Genomic DNA, 22773 nt, shown 5'->3' on the forward strand with positions numbered 1-22773 from the left:
TCAGGGTGCCGGGCCGGCCGCTTCCTGCCCGGCTTCATCCAGCGTTTCCACGCTGCGCCCGTGCAGGCGCCGCCAGATCCAGCGCAGCGCATGCGGCGGCGCCGACGGCAGTTGCTCCAGCAGCGCCAGCATGCGGCTCTGGCTGGCGTGGCCATGGCGGCACAGCAGGCTGGCCGCTGCGGCGGCACTGGCCAGGCGCAGGCTGTCGGCCAGTGGTCCCTCGGCCTCCGGCGCCAGCGCCTGGTGCACCGGTTCGGGCAGCTCCCAGGCCGCAGCCACGCGTTGTGCCAGCGGCAACGACCATTGCTGCAGCAGCTGCAGGGCCAATGCCGGCTCCACGCTTTCGCCGCGCGCCTGTGCCTCCTGCAGCAGCTGGCGCATCACCAGTGCCGAACCCAACCCCTGCACCAGGCCCAGCCATTGCGCGGCGAATGCATCGCCGAAAGTGACCGTGCGCGCGTGGTCGGCGGCGGCGCGCGAGGCCAGCAGGGCGTGCTCCCAGATGATCGCGCTGAACTGCGGGAACACCTCGCACTGCACCTGCATCACCGGCTGTACCAGCACGGCGCTGATGATCTGGCGCACGCCCTCGGTGCCGACCAGGGTCACCGCCCGCTGCAGGCTCTCCACCGGGCGCTCGTGCACCTTGTAGGCCGGGCTGTTGGCGATGCGCAGCAGGTTGCCGGTCAGCACCGGGTCCTGGCCGATGATCGCCGCCATCACCCGTGCAGACGCAGCGTCATCGTTGACGGTCTGGATCAGCTGCGGCAGCAGTTGTGGCCGGCGTGGCAACTGCCGGGCCGCCCAGTCGCGGGCCTGCAGCGCGCGCGCCACCGCATCGGCCAGCCCGGCGTTCTGCGCCGGCTCCGGCTCGCCGGCCAGCCGCGGGTACAGCGCCAGCGCGTGCAGGCCACGCTGCAGATGTCCGGCGATCTCGCCCGCAGGCAAGGCCTCGCCCTGCAGGCTGGCCGCTGCGGCGGCCACCGCCTGTCGCGAAACGGCCGCCAGGCGCGACGGTGCGGCCCCGGTCGAACGCGCCAGCCAGCCGCGCAGGCGTCGCCACCACGCCGCAGTCATCGCTGCCTGCCCTGTTGTTGTGGTGCCCTTGCCGTCACTGACCGCCTGCCTCTTCACGCCGATCCGGCCACCGGCCGTCGTCGCAGCATCGGCCGCACTTTCATCTTCTTTAACCGGACCGCCGCCGTTGTCGACGGCAAGCGCCGGGGAATGGACTAGAATGGCGCCGCGCGACCCGTCCCCCTGCACCGACGACGTCGCTTTTTTGTTTTGGGACCCTACCGTTCACTGGCCGTTCGCTGCAGTTCGCTGCTGTTCGCGCCATCGGAGACGCCATGCTATTCGAAACCCTCGCCACCACCGGCCACGAACAAGTGGTGTTCTGCCACAACCACGATGCCGGCCTGCAGGCGATCATCGCCATCCACAACACCACCCTGGGCCCGGCCCTGGGCGGCGTGCGCATGCGTCCGTATGCCAGCACCGACGAGGCGCTGGCCGACGTGCTGCGGCTGAGCCGGACGATGACCTACAAGAATGCGCTGGCCGGCCTCAACGTCGGTGGCGGCAAGGCGGTGATCATCGGCGACCCCAAGACCGACAAGACCGAAGTGCTGTTCCGCGCCTTCGGCCGCTATGTCGATTCGCTGGGCGGGCGTTACATCACCGCCGAGGACGTCGGCACCGACGTCAACGACATGGAGAACATCTACCTGGAGAGCCAGTTCGTGACCGGCGTGCACCAGGTCCATGGCGGTTCGGGTGATCCGGCACCGTTCACCGCCTACGGTGCGCTGCAGGCGCTGATGGCCTCGATGCGCTTCAAGTTCGGCCACGAGGAAGTGGGCAAGACCAGCATCGCCGTGCAGGGCCTGGGCCACATCGGCATGGAACTGGTGAAGTTGCTGCGCGACCGCGGTGCCAAGCTGTACGTGACCGACCTGGACAGCACCCTGGTCGATCGCGCGGTCAGCGATTTCGGCGCCGAAGCGGTCAAGCCGGATGAGATCCACGAAGTGAACGCCGACGTGTTCGCACCGTGTGCGCTGGAGGGCGCGATCAATGCCGACACCGTGCCGCGGATCAAGGCGAAGATCATCTGCGGCACCGCCAACAACCAGCTGTCGAGCCTGGACATCGGCGACCAGCTGCATGCGCGCGGCATCCTGTATGCACCGGACTATGCGGTCAATGCGGGCGGCGTGATGAACGTGTCGCTGGAAATCGACGGCTACAACCGCGAACGCGCGATGCGCCTGATCCGCAGCATCTATCACAACCTCACCCGCATCTTCGAACTGTCGCAGCGCGAGAACATCGCACCGCAGCGCGCCGCCGACCGCATCGCCGAAAGCCGCATCCTGTCCATCGGCAAGCTGAAGATGCCGTTGGGCCGCAGTACGCCGCGCCTGGGTAATCTGCGCGGCGGCTGAGGCTGAAGGCGTCGCGCCGGGCATCACCCGGCGCGACCGTTGCATCAGAACCCGGTGCTGTAGCGCAACGCGGCCTGGCGCGCGCCCTCGCCGCCGACGCGCTGGTCGAAGCCCACGCTCAGGCGGCCATTGCGACCCCACCACGACTCCAGCGCCACGCCCAGCAGCGCACTGCCACGCGGCGCGTTGCTGCCTGCCAGCGGCGCCCAGGCATCGACGCCGACAAAGCTGGCCTGCCAATCGGCGTCACCGGCGTCCAGCCGTTGCTGCCACTCGGCATGTCCACGCAGCGTCCAGCGCCCCCAGCCACGCTCGCCACGGATGCCGGCCAGCATCTGGCTGCGCTGCACGCGGTTGCCATCACCGCGCAGACCGAAGCCGAATCCACCCAGCTCGTTGAACGCATCGGTATCCACGCGCGTGGTGCTGGCCCCCAGGTACGGTGTCATCGAAGCGCCGGCACGGCCCAGGCGATAACCGCTTTCCACGCTGGCGCTGCTGAAACGACCGCCATAACGCGCAGAGACCCCATAGGCGCCGGCGCCCAGCAGCAGCTGGCGATCCAGCGCGCGGGAGAACTGGCCGCTGCCGACCTGGGCCAGCGCATAGCCGCGCCCCAGGTTCCAGCCGGCATACAGCTGCGCCTGCGCCTGGCGATCACGCCCGCGATCACCGCCGAAGTGGCTGCCGCCGTTGCTGCGGGTCTCGCCGAAGGCCACGCCCATCAGGCCGTTGCTGCCCAGCGGCAGGTCCTGGCCAGCCATCCAGCCACGGCTGTCGGCGCTGTTGCCGGCGAAACTGCCCTGCCCGGCTTCGCCCAGCGCGCTCTGCCAGCTACCGCGCAGCTGCGGCGTGGCCTGCACGCGATCGAAGCGCTCGGCAATCGCGCGCCGCGACATGTCGATGCTGTCGAACGTGGCGGCCTCGGCGCGCGCATGCGCCTGCCCGGACAGGCTCTGCAGGCTGGCCGCCAGGCCCTCACGGCCGCCACCGGTCCATTGCAGCGCACCGGCGGCCGCACCGAACGGCGTCGCCTGCAGGCCGCTGTTGCCATCAAGCGTAGTGAACGCGCTGTCCAGCCGCTGCGCCGCGGCCTGCGCCGAGGCCCCCAGCCCTGAGGCGGCGGCGGTGACGCTGACCCGGGTCAGGTTCAACCAGGCGTTGGTGCTGTCATAGCCATAGCTGGTCTGCAGCAACGACAGACCCTGCAGTCCACTGGAGGTGGCTGCGGTGCTGAATGTACCTGACAGCCCGCCCGCCGCATGGATCAGGTCCTGCCGGCTGCCGTCCTGCGGCACATAGCCGGACACGAAACCATGCACGCGCACGCCACCATCGATCGCCGCCGTGCCGGTGACCTGCAGCGCGCTGGCGCCGAGCGCGATCATCAGCTGCGCGCCGGCCTGCTGGGTGTAGTTGCCCTCGATGGTGCCGGTGGTGTTGCCGGTGGTCAGGAACACGCTGCTGCCATTGATCACGTTGCCGACCACGCGCGGCGTGCCACCGTTGAACTGCAGGCCGGTGGAATCCGGGTCAGGCTGGCCGAGGATGGTTACGTTGGAGCGGATCACACCGCCATCGCGAAGCGACAGGATGCCGCGTTCGATGCGGGTGGCGCCGGTGTAACCATTGTTGCCGCTCAGTACCAGCGTTCCGCCGCCGCGCTTGACCAGGCCACCGCTGCCGGCGATGTCGTTGCTCCACACCGACCCGGTCGAGGCGGTGTCCACGTCGGCCACCACATCGCCCCAGTCGAAGCGGCCGGGGCCGTTGATCGCACGGCCGATGTCCAGCAGGCCATACCCGAACACCGGATCGACACCGGCTGCGCCGATGTCCTTGGCCGTGCCCAGCAGGGTCTGCCGCACCAGGTTGTTGTCGAAATACGGGAAGCGCTGCCAGACCAGTGCGGCCGCGCCGGACACCAGCGGCGCCGCGAACGAAGTGCCGTAGTTCCAGTAGTAGGAGCCCCCGAGGCATCGGGATAGACCGCACTGCCCGGTGCTGCCAGGCAATAGCGTGCCGCCTGCCCGCAGGCATTGGCGTAGCTGGCCAGGGCGCCGGGCGAATACGGGTCCACCGCGGTCGCCACCAGCCAGCCCCGCTCCAGGTCGGCTGCCGGCAGCGAACCGGCCACGCCCTGCTGGCTGGGCAGTGCGGCCAGGCTGCTCGGCTCGCTGCGGCCGTCGTTGCCGGCAGCGAATACCACCAGCCCACCGTGGTTGATCACGAACGGGCGATACTCGGCGGCCACCTGCGCGGTGGTCGGCAGGTCGGTCCAGTACAGGCCGCCCCACGAATTGTTCATCACCTTCACGTTGTAGTTGATCAGGTCCTGGTGGACCTGGGCCACGCCCAGCGGGCCGCTGAATGCGTTGCCCTTGCCACTGCCGTCATCGGCCGGCGGCTTGTCGGAGATGATCCGTGCCGAGACGATCTGCGCCCCCGGCGCGATGCCGCCCGGCCACGAACCCACGGCGGTACCCGCGGCCAGACTGGCCACTGCGGTGCCGTGGCCGACCACGTCATCGACGCCGAGATTGTTGCGGGCCGGGTCGATGTAGTTGAGGTTGCCGATCACCCGGCCGTTCAATGCAGCGGCGTTGCGCTGCACGCCCGAGTCGACGATGCCGATGCGCACGCCCTGGCCGGTCAGGCCAGCCGCCTGTGCCGGCCGTGCATTGGTCACTGCCAGATGCGCGTCGAAGGTGGGCTCCTGCGGCTTGGCCGGCGCCGGGGGTGTCGGCGTGGGTGTGGTCGGTGGCGTCGGCGTGGTCGGCGGTGGGTCGACGCGCACATTGCTGCCGCCGCCCCCGCCACCTCCACAGGCCGTGAGCGCCATCGTCAGCGCGGTTGCCAGGACAGTCTTGACCGTTGTCGTGCGTTCCATCGAATCCTTCCCATGAACGTTGGCCTGCCTTCATCCCGGCAGGTAACCGGCGCTGCCCAGCGGCAGCCCTCCCCGACCCTCTATACTTGGGCCGACCCCCACGCAGTCTGCCGGGAAACCAGGGCGCTTCCAACGTCCGCGGTCTCCTTTCCGAACTTTGCTTACGCATCAACGAGATTGCCATGTCCAACATCGTCATCGCCGCCGCCAAGCGCACCGCCATCGGCTCCTTCCTCGGCCAGTTCACCGGCGTGCCGACCCCCACCCTCGGCGCGGCCGCCATCGCTGCCGCCCTGGAACAGTCGGGCGTGCCGGCCGGCGACGTCTCTGAAGTCCTCATGGGCTGCGTGCTGCCGGCCAACCTCGGCCAGGCGCCCGCCCGCCAGGCCGCGATTGCCGCTGGCATTCCGCTGTCGGCCGGTGCCACCACGCTCAACAAGGTGTGCGGCTCGGGCATGAAGACCATCATGCTCGGCCATGACCTGATCAAGGCCGGTTCGGCCAGCATCGTGGTCGCCGGCGGCATGGAATCGATGTCCAACGCCCCGCACATGCTGCCGAATTCACGCACCGGCAACCGCTTCGGCAACTTCCAGGCGGTCGACCACATGGCCCACGACGGCCTGGTCAATGCCTACGACGGCAAGGCGATGGGCGAATTCGCCGAATGCGCGGTGGACAAGTACCAGTTCACCCGCGAGGAACAGGACGCCTACGCCATCGAGTCGGTCAAGCGCGCACAGGCCGCGCAGGCCAATGGCGCCTTCGCCGACGAGATCGTCGCGGTGAAGGTGGCCACCCGCAAGGGTGAGGTCGAGTTCGCCACCGACGAACAGCCCGGCCGCTCGGACATCGCCAAGATCCCGACCCTGCGTCCGGCGTTCAAGAAGGATGGCAGCGTGACCGCCGCCAGCTCCTCCAGCATTTCCGACGGCGCCGCCGCCGTGGTGCTGCTGACCGAGGAAGACGCCGCTGCGCGTGGCATCACCCGCTGGCGCGGATCGTCGGCCATGCCACCCACTCGCAGGAACCGGAGTGGTTCACCACTGCCCCGATCGGGGCGATCCACGCGCTGCTGGCCAAGACTGGCTGGTCGCTGGAGCAGATCGATCTGTTCGAAATCAACGAAGCGTTCGCCGTAGTCGCCATGGCGCCGATGCGCGAGCTGGGCATCCCGCATGACAAGCTCAACGTGAATGGCGGTGCCTGCGCACTGGGCCATCCGATCGGTGCGTCCGGTGCCCGTCTGGTGGTGACCCTGGTCAACGCCCTGCGCACGCGCGGTGGCAAGCGCGGCATTGCCACCTTGTGCATCGGTGGCGGCGAAGCGACGGCAATCGCCATCGAATTGATTTGAAAAGATTTAACGATGATTTCGCAAAAATGAATGCGGGATCGCTTGACACCCAATCTTGGCTTGTCATCATGTTGTCGGCGCGCAGTTGCGCGTTGCCTAATCTAACGACGAGGATTCACACAATGAGCATCAACAAGCTGCTGGTCGCGATGTCCCTGGCTCTGGCCCTGGCCGCCTGCTCGAAGCAGGAAGCTGCCCAGGACGCCGCTGCTTCGGCCAACGAAGCCGCCACCGAAGCCCAGGCTGCTGCCGACCAGGCCGCCGCTGCCGGCGCCCAGACCGCCGACGCTGCCCAGCAGGCCGCTGACACCGCCGCCACCGCTGCTGACGCTTCGGTCGACGCCGCTGCCCAGGCTGGCGCTGCTGCCACCGACGCTGCTGCCGGCGCTGCTGCCGACGCTGCCAAGGCTGCCGAAGGCACCGCCGAGAAGGCCAAGGACGCTGCTGAAGAAGCCAAGAAGTAATCACTTCTTTCTTCATGCTGTTCTGGAAAAGCCGCTGGTCCGCCAGCGGCTTTTTCTTGCCCGGTCTTCACAACGGCATGAATAGGCTGGCGTCCCCATCCATTGCAGCAGCGGAGACCGCCATGAAGATTCGTCCGATCACCACCACCGTGCTGGCCGCCTGCCTGCTGCTGGCCCTGGCCGCCTGCAAGGGCCCGGAAGCCGAGCAGGCCAAACAGGACGCGCAGCAGGCCGCCGACAGCGCCGGTGCTGCCGCCCGCGACGCCGTGGACAAGGCCGCCGCGCCACCCGCGACGCCGCCGACAAGACCGCAGCCGCCTCTGAGCAGGCCGCCGCCGATACCCAGCAGGCCCTGGACAAGGCCGCTGATGCCACGGCCAATGCCGCCGACAAGGCCAAGGACGCAGCGACCGATGCCGCCGCGCACGCCAGCGACGCCACCGCCAACGCCGCGCAGAAGGTTGCCGACAAGGCGCGCGATGTCGCAAACGACGCAAAAGCGAATGCCGCCAAGGAAGAAGCCAAGCACTAAGCCCTGCCGGCAGCCGGGCATGGGCTCGGCGCTATACAGGAAAAGCCGCGGCATTGCCGCGGCTTTTCTGCTTTCCGCACCCTGCTTTTTCTGTTGATTCCGTGCTGGACGCGCGGAAAGTGTCCGCGGCCGCGCGGGTGGGTTGCGCAGGGGCGTGAGCCGCATGGATGCGGCGACCGAGCTTACATGGACGTACTTGCAGCGCCCCCTGCGCAACCCACCCGCGCGGCCCGCTCACAACGCAGACTCCGCAGCGCCCACCACGAGGGGCTCCGCCGTTGGCCGCCCGCTACGGCAACGCGCGCGCCACCATCGCCGCCAGATCCACCCCCGCCGGCAGCGTCCCGAACGCCAGCCCATGCTCACCGTGCAGCCGGCTGCGCACGAACGCCTCGGCCATCGGGCTGCGCGCGCGCAGCAGCAACGCCGCCTGCAACAGCAGCGCGGTGCGCTCGCAGAAGATCCGCGCCTGCGATTCTTCCGGCGGCGGTGCCGCTGCCCAGCGCTGCAAGGCCGCTGCATAACGCGCATCCCGGTCGGCCACGGCCGCCAGCTCACCGCGCAATGCCGCCAGCGCCTCCGGCTCGCGCGACAGCGTGCGCAGCACGTCCAGGCACTGGATGTTGCCGCTGCCCTCCCAGATCGAGTTCAACGGTGCCTGCCGGTACAACCGCGGCAGCATCGACTCTTCCACATAGCCGGCCCCGCCCAGGCATTCCTGCGCTTCGTTGACGAACACCGCCGCACGCTTGCACACCCAGTACTTGCCCAGCGCGGTCCCCAGCCGCGCCAGCGCTGCCTCATTGGCATCCACGCCGGCACGGTCGACCGCACGGGCGATGCGCATCGCCAGCACCGTGGCCGCTTCAGACTCCAGCGCCAGATCGGCCAGCACGTTGGCCATCAGCGCATGTTCCACCAGCAGCTTGCCGAAGGTGCGGCGGTGCCGCGCATGGTGCAGCGCTTGCGCCAGCGCCATGCGCATCTCTGCCGCTGCGCCGAGCATGCAGTCCAGGCGGGTCATCATCACCATGCCGATGATGGTAGCCACGCCGCGTCCTTCCTCGCCCACGCGCCATGCCTGCGCCCCGCAGAACTCGACCTCGCTGGAGGCGTTGGCCCAGTCGCCCAGCTTGTCCTTCAGCCGCATCAGCCGGAACGCGTTGCGATCGCCATCGGCAAGCCGGCGTGGCATCAGCAGGCAGGTCATTCCCGCCGGCGCCTGCGCCAGCACCAGGAAGCCATCGCACATGGGGGCGGAAAAGAACCATTTGTGCCCCACCAGGCGATAGCGCTCGCCGTCGATCGGCTCGGCACGCGTGCTGTTGGCGCGAACGTCCGAGCCGCCCTGTTTTTCGGTCATGCCCATGCCCAGGGTGATGCCGGTCTTGTCCGCCACCGGCACGTCGCGCGGGTCATAGACCGGCGCGGCCGCCTTGCGTGCCCACTCGGCCAGGTGCGGTTGCGACTGCAGCACTGCCACCGCCGCATGGGTCATGGTCAACGGACAGCTGGTGCCGGCCTCGGCCTGGTGATGCAGGTAGCTCAGCGCCGCACGCGCAACATGCGCGCCAGGCTGCGGCTCGTGCCAGGACAGGCCGGCCACGCCATGCGATTTCGCTGCGTCCATCAACTGGTGATAGGCCGGATGGAACTCGACGGTATCGATGCGATGGCCCTGCGCATCGTGCGTGCGCAGCCGTGGTCGATCGCGGTTGGCGTCGAAGCCGAGCCGATACAGCTCGTCACCGGCCAGCGCACCATACACCGCCAGCCGCGGTGCGAAACCGGCGGCGCCTTCGCGCTGCACCGCCTCCATCAGTGCCACGTCATCGGTCCACAACTGGCGGCCGGCGAAGGGCGGCGGCTGGTTCAACACCACGTGGGTTTCGAAGGGGGCGTTGCTGCTGAAGCCGGGTCCGCTCATCCGTTCCTTCCTGGCGGCAAGAGGTGTGCGCTCCGATTGTGCAGCATCCTCCGCCAAGCCCGTGTTCAGGCCGGTTCTCACCACCTGCACGAGGCGCAGGCCACAGTGACCACATGGCAGGCAATGACGATCTGGTGGTGCTGCGCCCGGAGGGGCTGTACTGCGCCGCCGGCGATTTCCATATCGATCCCTGGCGCCCGGTGCCGCGCGCGGTCATCACCCATGGCCATGGCGACCACGCGCGCCCGGGCATGGGCGAGTACCACTGCAGCGAAGGCAGCCTGCCGATCCTGCGCTGGCGACTGGGCGATGTGCAGGTGCACAGCCATGCCGACGGGGTGGCCTTCGGCATGGGCCGGGTGCAGGTGTCGCTGCATCCTGCCGGCCATGTGCTGGGCTCGTCGCAGGTGCGCATCGATGACGGCGAGCAGGTCTGGGTGGCCTCCGGCGATTACAAGCGCCAGCCCGACCCGACCTGCACGCCGTTCGAAGTGGTGCCCTGCGATACCTTCATCACCGAGGCGACGTTCGCGTTGCCGATCTACCGCTGGCCGGACACCGCCACGGTGGCCGCCGAGATCGTGGCCTGGCGCCGCGAATGCGCGCAGCGCGGCGAAGCGGCCATCCTGCTGTGCTACGCGCTGGGCAAGGCGCAGCGGGTACTGGCCGAGCTGCTGCCGCTGGATGACCGGCCCGCCTGGCTGCATGGCGCCATCGCCAATGGCGTGGCGGTCTACCGGCAGGCCGGCGTGCCGATGCTGGAAACGCTGGCCGTGGCCGAACAGGGACGACAGCCCGATGCCGCCGGCCAGCTGATCCTGGCCCCGCCCTCGGCGGCAGGCACGCCGTGGATGCGCCGCTTCGGACCACATCAACTGGGGTTCGCCTCGGGGTGGATGCAGCTGCGCGGCAACCGGCGCCGGCGCAATGTCGATCGCGGTTTCGTCATCTCCGACCACGCCGACTGGCCCGCGCTGCTGCACACCATCGAGCAGACGCGCGCCTCGCGGGTGATCGCCACCCATGGCAATACCGATGCGCTGATTCCCTTCCTGCGCGAGCGCGGCATCGCCGCCGAAGCCTTCCGCACCGATTTCGGAAGCGAGGAATGAAGGCCTTCGCCGCACTCTACCAGCGCCTGGACCGCAGCACGGCCACCCTGGACAAGCGTGCCGCGCTGGTCGACTACTTCCGCCACGCCGCGGCGCACGATGCGGCGTGGGCGCTGTTCCTGCTCAGCGGCGGCAAGGTCGGCGGCGCACGCCGCAGGATCGCCGCCAGTGGCGAGCTGCGCAGCTGGATCGCCGAAGAATCCGGTCTGCCCGCCTGGCTGGTGGAAGACAGCTATGCCCAGGTCGGCGATCTGGCCGAAACACTGACCCTGCTGCTGGATGATCCATTGCATCCCGCCGCCGACCGGCCGTTGTCGGACTGGATCGAACAGCACCTGCTGGCCGTGGCCAACCATGCCGAGGGCGAGCGCCGCGCGGCGGTTGTCGCCGGCTGGCGGCAGTTGCGCAGCGGCGAGCGCCTGGTGTTCAACAAGCTGCTGACCGGCGCCCTGCGCGTGGGTGTCTCGCAGCGGCTGGTGCAACAGGCACTGGCCGAATGGTCCGGCCTGGACATCGCGCGCATCGCCCAGCGCATGCTCGGTGCGTGGGTACCCTCGCCCGGGCTGCTGGCGCAGCTGTTGTCGGCCGACGAACTGCCGCAGGATCGGCAGCAGCCCTACCCGTTCTTCCTGGCCTCGCCGATGGAGGGCGAGCCGGGCGCACGGCTGGGCCCGATCGAAGACTGGCTGCTGGAGTGGAAATGGGATGGCATCCGTCTGCAGCTGCTGCGCCGGCGCGGCGAAGTGGCGCTATGGTCGCGCGGCGAGGAACGCCTCGATGGCCGCTTTCCCGAGATCGAACAGGCCGCGATGGCGCTGCCCGAGGGCTGCGTGCTGGATGGCGAGCTGCTGGCCTGGGATGAAACCGGCGACCTGCCGCGTGCCTTCACCGCATTGCAGACCCGCATCCAGCGCCGCAAACCCGGCGCGGCGACGCTACGCAATACGCCGGTGCGCGTACTTGCCTACGACCTGCTTGAACAGGACGGCGAAGATCTGCGCGCACTGCCGCTGCAGCAACGGCGTGCGCGGTTGGCCGAGCTGATCGGCACGCTGGATGACAAGCGCATCCAGATCTCGCCGGAGGTTGCTGCCGAGGGCTGGCAGCAGGCCGCCGCACTGCGCGATGGCGCACGCGACCGCGGCGTCGAAGGCTTGATGCTCAAGCGCCGCGCCTCCGTCTATCAATCGGGGCGACGACGCGGCGACTGGTGGAAGTGGAAGGTCGATCCCCTCACCATCGATGCGGTGCTGCTGTACGCGCAGGCCGGGCATGGACGGCGCAGCACGCTGTACACCGACTACACCTTCGGGGTGTGGGACGGCGACACGCTGGTGCCGGTGGCCAAGGCTTATTCGGGATTGGACGACAAGGAAATCCTCGCGCTCGACCGCTGGATCCGCGCCAATACGCGCGAACGCTTCGGCCCGGTGCGCAGCGTGCGTGCCGAACAGGTGTTCGAATTGGGTTTCGAGGCGGTCAACCGCAGTGCGCGGCACAAGTCGGGCATTGCCGTGCGGTTTCCGCGCATCCTGCGCTGGCGCCACGACAAGCCGGCCAGCGAAGCCGACCGGCTGACCGCTCTGCAGGCGCTGGCGCGATGACGCGCAGCCAGGCGCTGAGCCGGCTGGAAGACTGGTTCGCGGCACGCGGCTGGCGCTCGCTGCCGTTCCAGCGCGCGATGTGGCGGCACTACCTGGCCGGTGAGTCCGGGCTGCTGCACACGCCAACCGGCAGCGGCAAGACCCTGGCCATGTTCGGCGGCCCGCTGCTGCAGGCGATGATCGATCCGCCACCGGCACCGCGCCGTGCCAATGCGGTGCGGCCGCTGCAGGTGTTGTGGGTGACGCCGTTGCGCGCGCTGGCCAGCGACACCGCCCGTGCGCTGCAGACGGTGATCGACGGCCTGGGACTGGGTTGGCGGGTCGGCCTGCGCAGTGGTGATGCCAGCAACCGCGAGCGACGGCAGGCGCGCGAGGGCCGCATCGACGTGCTGGTGACCACGCCCGAATCGCTGGCGCTGCTGCTGAGCTATCCCGACACGCTGCCACGCATGCGCCAGCTGCGCTGCGTGGTGGTGGACGAATGGCACGAACTGCTGGGCAACAAGCGCGGCGCGCTGTTGCAGTTGAACCTGGCGGTGCTGCGCGATGCTGCGCCTTCACTGCAGCTGTGGGGATTGTCGGCGACGCTGGGCAACCTGGCGCAGGCCCGCGAGGTGCTGCTGCCCGACCGACCGGACGCCCCCATCGTGCAGGGCGTCCGTTCGCGCCCGATCACCGTGCGCAGCCTGCTGCCGGCGCCCGGCGAACGCTTTCCGTGGGCCGGCCACCTCGGGCTGGCGCAGCTGCCACGCGTGCTGGATGCGCTGATGGCCGCTCGCAGCAGCCTGCTGTTCACCAACACCCGCGCGCAGGCCGAGTTGTGGCACCAGGCGCTGGCGGCGGTATGGCCGGAAGACGCCGATACGCTGGCGCTGCATCACGGCTCGCTGGATCCGGCGCTGCGCCAGCAGGTGGAAGACGGCCTGCGCGCGGGTACGCTGCGCTGCGTGGTGGCGACCTCCAGCCTCGACCTCGGCGTGGATTTCCCCGAGGTTGAACAGGTACTGCAGCTGGGTAGCCCGAAAGGGGTGGCGCGCCTGCGCCAGCGCGCCGGGCGCGCACGCCATCGCCCTGGTGCCAGCGGCTCCATCCTGTGCGTCCCCAGCCATGCACTGGAACTGGCCGAATATGCGGCCGTGCGCCGTGCACTGCGCGAAGGCGTGGTCGAAGCCCGCCGGCCGCCCACGCTGTCGCTGGATGTGCTGGCCCAGCACGCGGTAAGCCGCGCATTGGCCGGCGGCTTCGACAGCCAGGCGCTGCTTGATCAGATACGGCGTACCCATGCCTTCGCCGCGCTGGACGACGCGCAATGGCAGGCCGTGCTGGAGTTCATCGTGCAGGGCGGGCAGGCGCTGACGCAGTACCCGGACTTCCACAAGGTCGTGCGCGATGCCGATGGCAGCTACCGCATGCATGATCGCCGCCAGGCGCTGCGGCACCGCTTGTCGATCGGCACCATCAGCAGCGATGGCAGCGTGCGCGTGCAGTTCCTGCGTGGTGGCGGGCTCGGTGCAGTGGAGGAACAGTTCGCCAGCCGCCTGCGCCGGGGTGATCGCTTCCAGTTCGCCGGGCGCCTGCTGGAGCTGGTGCAGCTGCGTGACATGACCGCCTTCGTGCGGCTGGCGCGCGGACGCGGTGATGGCATCGTGCCGCGCTGGCAGGGTGGGCAGCTGCCGCTGTCGATGACCCTGGGCCGCGAACTGGAAGCGGTATTGTCCGGTGCCGATGACAGCGCCGAATCACGCTGGCTGGCGCCGTTGCTGGCACTGCAGGCGCAGTTGTCGGCGCGGCCCGGTGCGGATCATCTGCTGGTGGAAGACGTGAGGCGTCGCGAGGGCCAGTTCCTGTTCGTCTATCCCTTTGCCGGCCGCCACGTGCACGAGGCATTGGCGGCGCTGCTGGCGCTGCGTTGTACCCGCCGGCAGCGCAACAGCATCGGCTATGCGGTGAACGATCATGGTCTGGTGCTGGCACCGGCGCAGGCCATCGAACTCGAACTGCCGCAGTGGCGCGCCTTGTTCAGCCGTGAACATCTGCTGGAAGACCTGCGTGCGGCGGTCAATCTGGGCGAGCTGGCACGCCGCCAGTTCCGCGGCATCGCGCGTGTGGCCGGCCTGCTGGTTCCCAGCCTGCCCGGCGGCATGCCGCGCTCGCTGCGCCAGCTACAGGCGTCGGCGGGATTGCTCTATGACGTCCTGCGCGAGCACGACCCGGGTCATCTGCTGCTGGCACTGGCCGAGCGCGAAGTCCTGCACGACAGCCTGGACCTGCCGGGCCTGCAGCAGGTACTGGATCGGATTGGCACCCAGGCACTGTCGCTGCAGCAGCCGGCATCACTCACGCCGCTGGGTTTTCCGCTGTGGGCCGAGCGCCTGCGCGGGCAGTTCAGCAACGAAGACTGGCGCACGCGGGTGCAACGCGCCGCGCAGCAGCTGGAGCGCCGCCATGGTCGATGAGCATCTGCTGCTTGCCGGCGAGCCCATGCGGTTGCTCGGTAGCCGCGCCCTGTACTGGCCGGCACGACAGGCGTTGCTGATCGCCGACCTGCACCTGGGCAAGGCCGATGTGTTCCGTCGTGCCGGCATCGCACTGCCCAGCGGCGGCACCGTTGACGACCTTCAGCGCCTGCAGGCGCTGCTCGATGCACATGCCTGCCGCGAACTGTGGATCCTCGGTGACATCCTGCATGGGCCGGCGCATCGCGCGCCGTGGTACCAGCACTGGCTGGGCTGGCGCGAACGCAATGCGTGGCTGGAGGTGCATGTCGTGCGTGGCAACCACGACCGGCACCTGGCCCACGCACAGCTGCAGGTCCGGATCCACGACAGTGTCCCGCTCGGGCCCTTCCTGCTGCGCCATGAACCTGTGGCCGATCCGGCAAGACATGTGATTGCAGGACATCTGCACCCACAGATCGCGCTGCCCGCGTTGCGGCGGCGCTTTCCCGCGTTCTGGCTGCGCGATGGGATGACGATCCTGCCCGCCTTCTCCGCCTTCACCGCCGGAATCGTGCCAGTCCCCGCCCCTGGCGAGCAGATGATTGCCTGCGTGGAGGGCGGGCTGGTGGCACTGCCGACGCGCTGAATCAGGCCGGGCGCACGCCCAGCTGCGGCATCAACTGGAAATCGGCGGTGTCATCATCGCGCCGCCGTGGCAGTGCCCGGATCGCGGCGAGCATGTCCTGCGCACAGCTGCGGATGCGCGCGTGGTGCTCCGGCGATGCATGGCTGATCAGGCTGCCGACATGGAACTCGAACACGTCTTCCAGTACGTCGGGCTGGTCTTCGTGCAGCATCTGCAGCAGACCGCGCAGCTTGCAGATTTCCGAATCCAGCTCCTCGACCGCGAACAACATGGCGTCCTCCTCGTTCAACATCACGCGGCACGTCCGGGCCGCAACAGGCCGCAACGGCGGTGCCGCCCGGGCCACGCGCGATGTTGATCACGGAAAGGAAAACGGGCGACGCGACTGTCGCGTGCTCACTTCTTTTCGCATAACCGCAGTGATGCAACCGTTAATTCACGTGACGGAATGCTTCACGCACGTGCTGTTGCCGCGATGACTGCAGGCGCCTGCTCGCGGCAGGCCATCGCAGCGATGAAAGCCGGATCCAGCGCCAGCGAACCGAACCAGCCATGCTGGGCGCCGCTGAGCACACGCAACATGTGGCCACGACCGCCCGGCAGCTTTCCCATCGGCCCCAGCAGCACATCACGCGCCTTCGCCCAGGCATCGCGCTCGGACTGGAACAGCGGCGTGAGCCAACGGCTCCAGCGCTGGTACACCGCCACGTGCGCGCGCCGCTGCGCCTGGTAGGCCTGCAATGCTTCGGCGCCTGCGCCGTGCCTGCGCAGCGCATCGCGCAGCGCCACGGCATCCAGCAGCGCCATGTTCACGCCCTGCCCCAGCTGCGGGCTCATTGCATGGGCGGCATCACCGGCCAGCACCATGCGGTCGTGATGCCAACGCGTCATCGCCGCATCGCGGTAGACCGCGCGCGCCAGCTGGCCGGCCTCGCGCAGATGCACGAAGCGGGCGCTGGCCTGCGGCCACAGCGCGTGCAGTTCGTCCAGCCACGGCGCCATGCCATCGGCCTGCCAACGATCGAAATCGCTGCGTGGCAGGCTCCAGAAGAAGCTCAGTCGCGGCGTGTCGTCGCCGGGCCGGGTGCCGACCGGCAGCAGCCCGATCATCTTGCGCGCGGCTACGTAGCGCTGCCGCAGTTCCTGCATGTGCGGCCAGTCTTCGGCCGGCAGCAGGCACCACAGCGCACCCCACGGATACACACGGTCCAGCGCAGCGCCACCGCCAAGGGTGCCGCGCAGGGTCGAGGCTGCACCGTCGGCGGCCACCACCAGATCGAACGGGCCGTGCAGGCGACCTTCGCTGTCGCGCACGCGGCCCTGCGCGCTGTCCACATCGACGATGGTGGTGCCGGCGTGCAGCTGGCCGGCACCGCCTCGTGCGTCGTCCAGCAGCGAGAACAGGGCACCGCGCTGCATGCCCAGGCCATGCAGCCGCGCGTCCAGGCCGTCATAGCGCATGTCCATCACCGCACGTTCGCACGGCGTGTCGCCGTACAGGCGGTGCACCGGTGCGGCATGCGCGCGCACCGCGTCGAGCAGGCCCATTTGCCACAGCACCTGCAAGCCGCTGGGCTGCAGCAGGAAACCGGCGCCGACCGGCCCCGGCGTCGGCACCCGTTCAAAGATCTCCACCTGGTGACCGTCACGGGTGAGCAGGATGGCCAATGCCTGGCCGGCGGTGCCGTAGCCGATCACGGCGATGCGCAGTCGTTCCGTCATGACTGCATTGTGCCCGAGGCGGCAACCTCATGGCCGCAACGGCGGCGCAAAAAACCCCGCCGAAGCGGGGTTTTCAACGCACTGTCGAGTGGATCACTCGGCCGGCGTGATGTTCGAAGCCTGGGCACCCTTCGGGCCCTGGGTCACGTCATAGGTGACACGCTGGCCTTCCTGCAGGCTGCGGAAGCCCTTGGAGTTGATGGCGGAGAAGTGCGCGAACACGTCGGCGCTGCCATCCTCCGGCGAGATGAAGCCAAATCCCTTGGCGTCGTTGAACCACTTGACGGTACCGTTCGGCATGGTGATGCGAGACCTTATGCAATGAATGGGTGGTGTACGCTGAACCCGCGCACAAGCTGAGTATGCAAAGCTTGCTCGGGGAAGACAATCACCCCCGTGCCAATTCGCCCACCAGTTCCGGAAGTCCGTTGCTGGCGGCCTGCACATTGGCCAGCACTTCGGCCATCGTAATCTCCTCGCCATCCCCGCAGCCGGCGGCCCAGTTGGCAATGATCGCCAGGCAGGCGTAATCCAGGCCCAGCTCCCGTGCCAGCGCGGCTTCGGGCATGCCGGTCATGCCCACCAGGTCACAGCCGTCACGGCGCATGCGGGCGATTTCAGCGATGGTTTCCAGGCGCGGGCCCTGGGTTGCGCCGTAGCAGCCACCGTCATGGACCGTGACACCGGTCACCTTGGCCGCCGCCAGGATCTTGCTGCGCAGCATCGGCGTGTACGGATGGCCGAAATCGACGTGAACCACGTCGGTGCCCTCTTCTTCACAGATGGTGCTGATGCGGCCCCAGGTGTAGTCAATGATCTGGTCCGGGCAGGCCAGCACGCGCGGACCAAAGTGTTCGGTGATGCCGCCCACGGTGTTCAACGCCAGCACGCGCTGCGCGCCCAGCTGCTGCAGCGCGGCCAGGTTGGCGCGGTAGTTGATCTTGTGCGGCGGCAGCGAGTGGCCTTCACCATGGCGCGCCAGGAACGCCACGCGGTGGCCGAGCAGCGTGCCCACCCGCACCGGGCCGGACGGACGGCCGAAACGGGTATCGACCTCGTGGGTCTGCACGTCGTCGAGCTTGGCCAGGTTGTAGACACCGGTACCGCCGATCACGGCCAGGGCGATCTGTTGCATTCGAAGCACTCCATGAAAAGACGAACGCCGGCACCCGAGGATGCCGGCGGTGGAAGCGGTGCGCCGCGGGCGGCCGCGCCGTTATTCCTTCATTGCGTAGATGGCCGGCACGCAGCGCAGGGTTTCGTTGACGTCCATGCCGAAGCCGAACACGTAACGATCCGGCAGTTCGATGCCGGCGTAGTCGGCGGTCACGTCCGGCAGCGCGCGGTCGTGCTTCTTCACCGTCATCGCGGCGATGCGCACGTCGGTCGCGCCCTGCTCCAGGCACCAGGTGCGCACGCCCTGCAGGGTGTAGCCCTCGTCCAGGATGTCGTCGACCAGCAGCACGCGGCGGCCGAACAGCGAGGTGGCCGGCTTGTGCTTCCAGACCAGGTCGCCACCGGTGGTTTCACCGCGGTAGCGGGTGGCGTGCAGGTAATCGAACTGCACGTCCTGGCCGCGCGCGCCCAGTTCCAGCGCCAGCTGGCCGGCGAACGGCAGTGCGCCGTGCATGATCGACAGGAACAGCGGCACCTCGCCCTTGTAATCGCGCGCGATGGCGTCGGCGATACCGGCGATGGCCTTGTCGATGGTGGGGCGGTCGACCAGCAGGTCAGCCTGGGCCAGGGCCTGGGAAATGGTGAGGTTGGGCATCAGACGGTTCTTCCAAGGGTTTCAAGCAGACGGGATTGGGTGTCGCCATGGCGGGCATCGGCCAACAGGCCATCCCAGCCAAGCGCGCCGCGACCGATCAGGCCCAGCAGCGCAGCGGTATTGAGGGAGCGCCCCTGCACCGCGTGCAGGGCTTCATCGACCAGCTCGGGGTGGCAGACCAGCACCACGTCGCAACCGGCGTCCAGGTGCGCGTGCACGCGCGCGGGCACACCGCCGGCGCTGTGCGAGGCGGCCATGCCGATGTCGTCGGAGAACACCACGCCACGGAAGCCGAGCTCGCCACGCAGAATGTCCTGGATCCAGCGCGGCGAATAGCCGGCCGGCTCCGGCGCCACCTGCGGATAGATCACGTGCGCCATCATCACCGCGTCGGCACCGGCGGCGATGCCGGCCTGGAACGGCACCAGGTCCTGCGCACGCAGTTCGTCCAGCGCGCGCGGATCGATCGCGGTATCGACATGGGTATCTTCCAGCACGGTGCCGTGGCCGGGGAAATGCTTGAGCGTGGCGGCCATGCCGACCGCGTGCATGCCACGCACGTAGGCGGCGGTGAAGGCGGCCACCACCTGCGGGTCTTCACTGAAGGCACGGTTGCCGATGGCGCGATTGCCGCGGCCCAGATCGACCACCGGCGCGAAGCTGAGGTCCACGCCGCTGGCTCGCACCTCGCTGGCCATCAGCCAGGCGTGCTGCTCGGCCATGGCCAGCGCCTGCTGCGGATCGGTGGCGTACATCGCGCCGATCTCCTGCAGCGGCGGCAGCGCGCTGTAGCCCTCGCGGAAGCGCTGCACGCGGCCGCCTTCCTGGTCCACGCAGATCAGCTGCGGGCGCGGCGCAGCGGCGCGGATGGCCGCGCTCAGATCGGTCACCTGCTGGCGCGAAGCAAAGTTGCGCTTGAACAGCACCACCCCGGCCACGGCATCGTGCTGCAGCCAGTCGCGTTCCTGGGCGGTCAGTTCGGTGCCGGCAACGCCGATCAGCAGCATGGTCGATCTCCACAACGCGCGCCCTCATGGCGCAGTGCCGCATTGTCGCAGAACCGGCCGGCAGGCGCAGTGGTCAAGGTAAAGGGAAGCGTGGGGTCAGAGCCGCAGTGCGGATCTGACCCCGGGGTCGGATCCCCGCAGGGGCTCTGACCCCGATCTGCTCAGACCTTGCAGCCGTCCGCGCCGCAGGCCTCGTCGCCGTCAGCCGAAGCGGCCGGGGCGCCCTGCTCGGCGGCGATCTGGCGCAGAGCGTTGGCGAACGCCTCCGGCGGCTGCGCTCCGGAAATGGCCCATTTCCCATCGATGACGAAGGTCGGTACCGAGGAAATGCCCAGCGCATGGGCCTGCGCCAGCCTGGCCTCCACTTCGGCCAGTCCGCGGTCGGAGGCCAGCATCTGCGCGATCTCGCCCGCGTCCAGACCGCCGGCCACGCCAGCCTTGATCAGCACCGCCGGGTCAGCCAGGTTCTGGCCCTGCTCGAAGTGGGCGCGGAACAGCGCCTCGCCGACCACCTCCTGCACCCCATGCTCCCCGGCCAGCCACAGCACCCGGTGGGCCGGCAGCGTGGTCACCCGCACCTGGCCCTGGCTGAAGTCCATCGGCAGGCCTTCGGCACGCGCGGTGGTCTGGGTCTGGCTGAGGATCTGCTCGGTACGCTCTGCGCCACCGAACTTGCGCACATAGGCCTCACGCAGCGGAACCGGAGTGGCGTCCGCATCGGGATCCAGCTGGAACGGCTGCCAGTGGATGTCCAGATCAGGCGCGTCGGCGCCCAGCAACTGCACGCCCTGCTGGAAACGATGCTTGCCGATCCAGCACCAGGGGCAGACCACGTCGGAATAGATGTCGATTCTCATTCCCCCGACATGGGGCCCGCCTCCCTCGAAAAAGGGGACGGAGGGGATTAAGTCGCTTTTCGCACAGGTGGGGTAAAGACGACTTAATCCCCTCCGTCCCCCTTTTGGGGTTCACCACTGTGAATAGGGGTGACTGGCCAGCGCGACGTTGTAGTAGCGCGCATCGTCGGTCACTTCGGCGCCCACCCAGTCCGGCAGCTCGATGGCCTGGTCGGCGCTGTCCAGTTCAACCTCGGCCACCACCAGGCCGGCGTTGTCGCCCAGGAACTCGTCCACTTCCCAGGTCAGCCCGGCGTGCTCGACCAGATGCCGGCGCTTGTCGATCAGGCCGCCCACGCACAGCGCCAGCAGCGCGCGCGCGTCCTCGACCGGGATCGGGTAATCGAACTCCTGGCGGGTATGGCCGATGGTGCGCGACTTCAGGTTCAGCGCGGCGTGGTCACCCTCGATGCGCACCCGCACCGAGGCGTTCTGGGTGCCGCGATCCAGCGCGCCCATGTCGTTGATGTAGCCCTGCGCCATCGGGATCACCCGGTGCGCGGCGGCACGCCAGTCGTCACTGCTGACGAGGAATTTGCGTTCGATTTCGATGCCCATCGCGCCATTATGCGCGATGGGCATGACAGGCGATCAGCGCTTCTCGAACACCGCGATGCTTTCCACATGCGCGGTGTGCGGGAACATGTCCATCGCACCGGCACTGACCAGAGTGAAGCCCTGCTCGTTGACCAGATAACCGGCATCGCGTGCCAGCGAGCCCGGGTGGCAGCTGACGTAGACGATGCGCTTGAACTGCTTCAGCGGCAGCTGCTGCAGCACTTCGATCGCGCCCGAGCGCGGCGGGTCCAGCAGCAGCTTGTCAAAGCCCTGGCGCATCCACGCGGTGCTGCGCTGGTCCTGGGTCAGGTCGGCGCTGAAGAACTGCGCGTTTGCCAGGCCGTTGCGCTCGGCATTCTCTCTCGCGCGCGCCACCAGGCCGGCATCGCCTTCCACACCCACCACCTCACGCACGCGGCGGGCCAGCGGCAGGGTGAAGTTGCCCAGGCCGCAGAACAGGTCCAGCACGCGCTCGTCCTCACCCGGCTCCAGCAGCTCCAGGGCGTGGGCGATCATCTTCTCGTTGAGCTTGGCGTTGACCTGGATGAAGTCCAGCGGGCGGAACGCCAGTTCGACATCCCACGGCGCCAGCCGGAACGACAGCGGCACGCCCTGCCCGTCCAGCGGCTGCACGGTGTCCACGCCGCCGGACTGCAGGTAGATCACGAAACCATGCTGCTGGCCAAAGGCCGCCCAGGCGGCGCGGTCGGCCTCACTGAGCGGCTGCAGGTGGCGCACGGTCAGCACCACGGCCTGATCGCCGGCGATGAACTCGATCTGCGGAATGTCGCGCTTGCCATCGAGCGACTCGATGAACAGGGACAGCGCCTCGACCTTGGTGCCGATTTCCGGAATCACCGTCAGGCACTGGCTGAGGTCGGCCACGAAACGGGGATCCTGTTCACGGAAGCCGACCAGGGTCTTGTCCTTCTTTTCGACCCGGCGCACCGAGAAGCGGCCCTTGCGGCGGTAGCCCCAGCTCTCGCCGACCAGCGGCGGCAGCACGGCGCCCGGCTTCACGTGGCCGATGCGCTCCAGGTTGTCCATCAGCACCCGCTGCTTGGCGACGATCTGCTGGTCTTCGTCCAGATGCTGCAGCACGCAGCCGGCGCAGGTGCCGAAGTGCGGGCACTTCGGGGTCACGCGCTGCGGCGAGGCCTGCAGCACCTCGACGGTGCGGGCCTCGTCGAAATGGCGGCTGCGGGCCGTCTGTTCAGCCATCACCACCTCGCCGGGCAGGGCGCCGCTGACGAAGGTGACCTTGCCGCCCTCGCCTTCACGGCGGGCGACGCCACGACCATCATGGCTGAGGTCGAGGATCTCGGTCTGGAACGGGGTACGGTCGATGCGGGAGCGGGATCGGGCCACGTGGCAACAGGCTGCGGGCAAAAATGGGGGC

17 protein-coding genes and 3 pseudogenes are annotated in these 22773 nt (G+C 68.7%); 8 read left to right on the forward strand and 12 right to left on the reverse strand.

Annotated elements, in window-relative coordinates; all coding sequences use genetic code 11:
• The gene (locus N4G47_RS14010) at positions 1-1077 is read right to left on the reverse strand and encodes an HDOD domain-containing protein (RefSeq protein ID WP_475289947.1); all 1077 of its coding nucleotides are present in this window, start codon (positions 1075-1077) and stop codon (positions 1-3) included.
• 275 nt (positions 1078-1352) lie between these two features.
• On the opposite strand from N4G47_RS14010, the gene N4G47_RS14015 reads away from it, so the two are divergent.
• Complete coding sequence (locus N4G47_RS14015) at positions 1353-2450, forward strand: Glu/Leu/Phe/Val dehydrogenase dimerization domain-containing protein (protein WP_475287875.1); 1098 nt, start codon at positions 1353-1355, stop codon at positions 2448-2450.
• Between the two features lie 44 nt (positions 2451-2494).
• On the opposite strand, the pseudogene N4G47_RS14020 reads toward N4G47_RS14015, so the two are convergent.
• Positions 2495-5340: pseudogene (locus tag N4G47_RS14020) on the reverse strand (S8 family serine peptidase).
• A gap of 182 nt (positions 5341-5522) precedes the next feature.
• On the opposite strand from N4G47_RS14020, the pseudogene N4G47_RS14025 reads away from it, so the two are divergent.
• The 3 genes and pseudogenes from N4G47_RS14025 (at position 5523) to N4G47_RS14035 (ending at position 7693) form a co-directional block, all read left to right on the forward strand.
• Positions 5523-6697, forward strand: a pseudogene (locus tag N4G47_RS14025) (thiolase family protein).
• 122 nt (positions 6698-6819) lie between these two features.
• The gene (locus tag N4G47_RS14030) at positions 6820-7161 is read left to right on the forward strand and encodes a hypothetical protein (RefSeq protein WP_004153024.1); all 342 of its coding nucleotides are present in this window, start codon (positions 6820-6822) and stop codon (positions 7159-7161) included.
• Positions 7162-7283: 122 nt separating this feature from the next.
• Positions 7284-7693, forward strand: a pseudogene (locus N4G47_RS14035) (hypothetical protein).
• 289 nt (positions 7694-7982) lie between these two features.
• On the opposite strand, the gene N4G47_RS14040 reads toward N4G47_RS14035, so the two are convergent.
• Complete coding sequence (locus N4G47_RS14040) at positions 7983-9620, reverse strand: acyl-CoA dehydrogenase family protein (RefSeq protein ID WP_475287878.1); 1638 nt, start codon at positions 9618-9620, stop codon at positions 7983-7985.
• Positions 9621-9733: 113 nt separating this feature from the next.
• On the opposite strand from N4G47_RS14040, the gene N4G47_RS14045 reads away from it, so the two are divergent.
• Genes N4G47_RS14045 through pdeM form a run of 4 tightly spaced genes read left to right on the forward strand, consistent with a single transcriptional unit; the run spans position 9734 to position 15420 of the window.
• Positions 9734-10732, forward strand: coding sequence for a ligase-associated DNA damage response exonuclease (locus N4G47_RS14045; protein ID WP_475287881.1), 999 nt, complete (start codon positions 9734-9736; stop codon positions 10730-10732).
• Complete coding sequence (locus N4G47_RS14050) at positions 10729-12336, forward strand: ATP-dependent DNA ligase (RefSeq protein WP_475287883.1); 1608 nt, start codon at positions 10729-10731, stop codon at positions 12334-12336. Before N4G47_RS14045 ends, N4G47_RS14050 begins: the two co-directional genes overlap by 4 nt.
• Positions 12333-14792, forward strand: coding sequence for a ligase-associated DNA damage response DEXH box helicase (locus N4G47_RS14055; protein WP_475287885.1), 2460 nt, complete (start codon positions 12333-12335; stop codon positions 14790-14792). The genes N4G47_RS14050 and N4G47_RS14055 overlap by 4 nt, the downstream gene beginning before the upstream one ends.
• Positions 14782-15420, forward strand: a complete 639-nt coding sequence (gene pdeM, locus N4G47_RS14060; protein ID WP_475287889.1) for a ligase-associated DNA damage response endonuclease PdeM — start codon at positions 14782-14784, stop codon at positions 15418-15420. Before N4G47_RS14055 ends, pdeM begins: the two co-directional genes overlap by 11 nt.
• Position 15421: 1 nt before the next feature.
• Here pdeM and N4G47_RS14065 read toward each other — a convergent pair whose 3' ends face one another.
• The 9 genes from N4G47_RS14065 to rlmD all read right to left on the reverse strand — a co-directional run bounded on the left by N4G47_RS14065 (position 15422) and on the right by rlmD (position 22742).
• Positions 15422-15691: a hypothetical protein gene (locus N4G47_RS14065; RefSeq protein ID WP_107231168.1), complete on the reverse strand. Its 270-nt coding sequence runs from the start codon at positions 15689-15691 to the stop codon at positions 15422-15424.
• Positions 15692-15873: 182 nt separating this feature from the next.
• Positions 15874-17142, reverse strand: a complete 1269-nt coding sequence (locus tag N4G47_RS14070) for an FAD-dependent oxidoreductase (protein WP_475287894.1) — start codon at positions 17140-17142, stop codon at positions 15874-15876.
• A 93-nt stretch (positions 17143-17235) separates the two neighbouring features.
• Positions 17236-17442 carry a cold-shock protein gene (locus N4G47_RS14075; RefSeq protein WP_005410590.1) on the reverse strand — a complete coding sequence of 69 codons (207 nt, stop codon included), beginning with the start codon at positions 17440-17442 and terminating at the stop codon, positions 17236-17238.
• An 88-nt stretch (positions 17443-17530) separates the two neighbouring features.
• Positions 17531-18277 (reverse strand): S-methyl-5'-thioinosine phosphorylase, encoded by a 747-nt coding sequence (locus N4G47_RS14080; protein WP_049430529.1) that lies wholly within the window; start codon positions 18275-18277, stop codon positions 17531-17533.
• An 81-nt stretch (positions 18278-18358) separates the two neighbouring features.
• The gene (locus N4G47_RS14085; RefSeq protein ID WP_005410592.1) at positions 18359-18913 is read right to left on the reverse strand and encodes a hypoxanthine-guanine phosphoribosyltransferase; all 555 of its coding nucleotides are present in this window, start codon (positions 18911-18913) and stop codon (positions 18359-18361) included.
• Positions 18913-19920 carry a beta-N-acetylhexosaminidase gene (gene nagZ, locus N4G47_RS14090; protein ID WP_475287898.1) on the reverse strand — a complete coding sequence of 336 codons (1008 nt, stop codon included), beginning with the start codon at positions 19918-19920 and terminating at the stop codon, positions 18913-18915. Before nagZ ends, N4G47_RS14085 begins: the two co-directional genes overlap by 1 nt.
• 161 nt (positions 19921-20081) lie before the next feature.
• Positions 20082-20777 carry a DsbA family oxidoreductase gene (locus N4G47_RS14095; protein ID WP_475287900.1) on the reverse strand — a complete coding sequence of 232 codons (696 nt, stop codon included), beginning with the start codon at positions 20775-20777 and terminating at the stop codon, positions 20082-20084.
• 111 nt (positions 20778-20888) lie between these two features.
• A complete protein-coding gene (locus N4G47_RS14100) occupies positions 20889-21374 on the reverse strand; it encodes a CYTH domain-containing protein (RefSeq protein WP_475289948.1) in 486 nt (161 codons plus the stop codon).
• 33 nt (positions 21375-21407) lie between these two features.
• On the reverse strand, positions 21408-22742 hold the full coding sequence (gene rlmD / locus N4G47_RS14105) for a 23S rRNA (uracil(1939)-C(5))-methyltransferase RlmD (RefSeq protein ID WP_475287902.1): 1335 nt from the start codon (positions 22740-22742) through the stop codon (positions 21408-21410).
• Between the last annotated feature and the right edge of the window lie 31 nt (positions 22743-22773).

The organism is Stenotrophomonas sp. GSD10, from assembly GCF_056172695.1.